This window comes from uncultured Blautia sp. (assembly GCF_902497045.1).
Lineage (GTDB): Bacteria > Bacillota > Clostridia > Lachnospirales > Lachnospiraceae > Blautia_A.
The window spans coordinates 1-2514 of record NZ_CABVDF010000307.1; the positions used below are offsets into that span (position 1 = coordinate 1).

Genomic DNA, 2514 nt, shown 5'->3' on the forward strand with positions numbered 1-2514 from the left:
ATATAAAATATTGAAGAATTCTGTCATTTGTGCTCAGGAACATCAGGAACAGCCGGGCAGGATCCAGGGAAGGAATGAAAAAGACATGCATGGCGAAAAATTAAAAAAAGCAGGGATTCTGATACTGACATCTTTTATGCTGCTGACATATCCCTGCTATGCAGCGGAGGCTTCTGTTTTTGGAGGAAGTACAGAAGAGGCTTCTGAGGAAGGTGATCCAGATCATCATCCGGAACCGCCTCCGGCAGAAGACACAAAATCAGAAGGTCAGGGAACATTGTCCCCTCCGTCAGAAGCAGCTGGAGAGAGTGTATTTGGAAGCGGTCAGGCGTCAGAGGCAGTTCCAGATGAAGAACTGTCCGCTCTTTTGTCTGATCTGGCATTTCCTTCATCTAATGGCAGCTGGTCCGCATATGTTTGTAATCTGGAAAAGAATACGGAGGGAAGTATCAACGAGCATAGAATGCAGGCGGCAAGCCTGATCAAGCTTTTTATCATGGGGGCAGTTTATGAGAATTATGACAGTCTGACTGCACAGTATGGTAAGGATGTTGTAGATAACAATCTCCATGTAATGATCATTGTCAGTGATAATGATGCGGCAAATACCCTGACAGGATATCTGGGAGGTGGGGACAGTACTGCGGGAATGAATGCAGTTAATGACTACTGCAGCAGAAATGGATATACCAATACTCATATGGGAAGGCTTCTTTTACACAGCAATGAACTTGATGACAATTATACCTCTCCGGCAGACTGCGGACGCTTTTTGAAAAAAGTATATGACGGATGGATGGAAGGGGATGCAAATTCCTGTGCCATGTTCGACCATCTGGCAGCGCAGGAGAGAAGAAACAAGATACCGGCACAGATGCCGGAGGGTGTCAGTGTAGCAAATAAAACAGGAGAGCTTGCAGATGTGGAAAATGATGCAGGTATTATTTACAACACGGTCAATGACCTTGTGATCGTGTTTATGTCGGAAAATCTGTCAGAGGCAGGGGCTGCACAGAGCACGATTTCTGCATTAAGCCGGCAGATATACGACTATTATCAGCAATAGGGAAGGACATCAGGGGACAGGTCGTGAAACAGAGGATTATGGAACAGAGCAGAAAATAAAATATTCCATAAAGGGGGATGATGATATGAATAAGAAATGGAAAGACTTTTCAGCAGCGGCACTTTTAAAATGGGCAGCAATGTTTGTTATCGTCTTTGCACTTTCGCTGCCGGCAACTGCAGAAACCAGCCATGCAGCAAATTCGACGTATACGGTAACGGTTGCAACCGGATATCTCGCGCTGCGCAATGCCAGAGCTTATGATGAAAAAAACGAGATCGGTCAGCTGTATACGGGAGAAACTGTAGAAGTAACAGATTCCAGCGGAGCTACCTACTGGACGGTTTATTCTCCGAAGCTGAATAAAACCGGTTATGTAAATAGAAAATATCTGGCATGTGCCTCCGATTCCAAAACCGTCAGAGTACAGAGCGGCTATCTTGCCCTTCGTACAGCTAAGGCGTATGACAGTAAAAATGAAGTAGGGGAGCTTTACACAGGAGATACGGTATATGTGGCAAATACAGACGACCCCACTTACTGGCTGGTATATGCTCCGGGGCTGAATAAGGGCGGCTATGTAAACAAAAACTATCTGTCCGGTTCTTCTTCATCAGCTTCAGGTCAGACCTGGACAGTCAGCGTAGCGAAAGGCTATCTTGCCCTTCGTACAGCTAAGGCATATGACAGCAGAAATGAAATTGGTGAGCTTTACACAGGAGATACGGTACAGGTAACAGATACCAGTGACGCTACTTACTGGTATGTATATTCACCGAAACATGGAAAAAGCGGATATGTTAATAAGAATTATCTGACAGGCGGCAGTTCCGGTTCTGTGGGATTTACAAAAACAGTCAGCGTAGCAAAAGGCTATCTGGCGCTCCGTACAGCCAAAGCTTATGATGCTGCAAATGAGATCGGCGAGCTTTACACAGGAGATACGGTGCAGGTAACAGATACCAGCGATTCTACCTATTGGTACGTGTATTCACCGAAGCATGGCAAATATGGATATGTGAATAAAGATTATCTGTATTGATGATCTAAAGTGAAAAGGAATTCTGATAATGGAATGATTTGAACGGGGACCTGAATAAGGCCCCCGTTCGTTTCTTACTTCTTTGTTTTTTTGTTTTTGGATGAAGAATCCGTATTTTTACGTCGCAGTTCGTCTACCAGCTGTTCAATGAGCATTTTTTTTGTATATACATCAAAACTCAATAAGCAGATAAAAGAAAACATTTTCAGGAATTTGCGGTCTTCTTCCGGAGCAGTTTCAAATGTCTTCTCTGATGTGTGATAGCATCTGAGAAGATTTTTTTTGAGCAGTTCCACCTGTTCCTTTTCCATACTGAATACTTCATTATAAATTGCTGTAAGATCCATTTCTGAATCGGAGCGGAAATATTTTTCTGTGATCGGTCCAAGAAGAGTCTGGATATCAT

Annotated in this window: 2 protein-coding genes and 1 pseudogene; 2 read left to right on the plus strand and 1 reads right to left on the minus strand. The window is 43.8% G+C overall.

From position 1 onward, the window contains the following. Both RDS42_RS14080 and RDS42_RS14085 read left to right on the plus strand, forming a co-directional pair. Nucleotides 1-1066 (plus strand): serine hydrolase (locus RDS42_RS14080; protein ID WP_308784214.1); only part of this gene is annotated, 1066 nt, incomplete at its 5' end. An 85-nt stretch (nucleotides 1067-1151) separates the two neighbouring features. Next, nucleotides 1152-2108 (plus strand): hypothetical protein, encoded by a 957-nt coding sequence (locus RDS42_RS14085; RefSeq protein WP_308784215.1) that lies wholly within the window; start codon nucleotides 1152-1154, stop codon nucleotides 2106-2108. A gap of 74 nt (nucleotides 2109-2182) precedes the next feature. Here the strand turns inward: RDS42_RS14085 and RDS42_RS14090 are convergent. Then, nucleotides 2183-2514: pseudogene (locus tag RDS42_RS14090) on the minus strand (hypothetical protein); the annotation flags it as partial.

Coding starts and splice junctions, on each gene's coding strand:
- RDS42_RS14085 (WP_308784215.1), top strand. CDS start 1,152: ATGAATAAGAAATGGAAAGACTTTTCAGCAGCGGCACTTTTAAAATGG.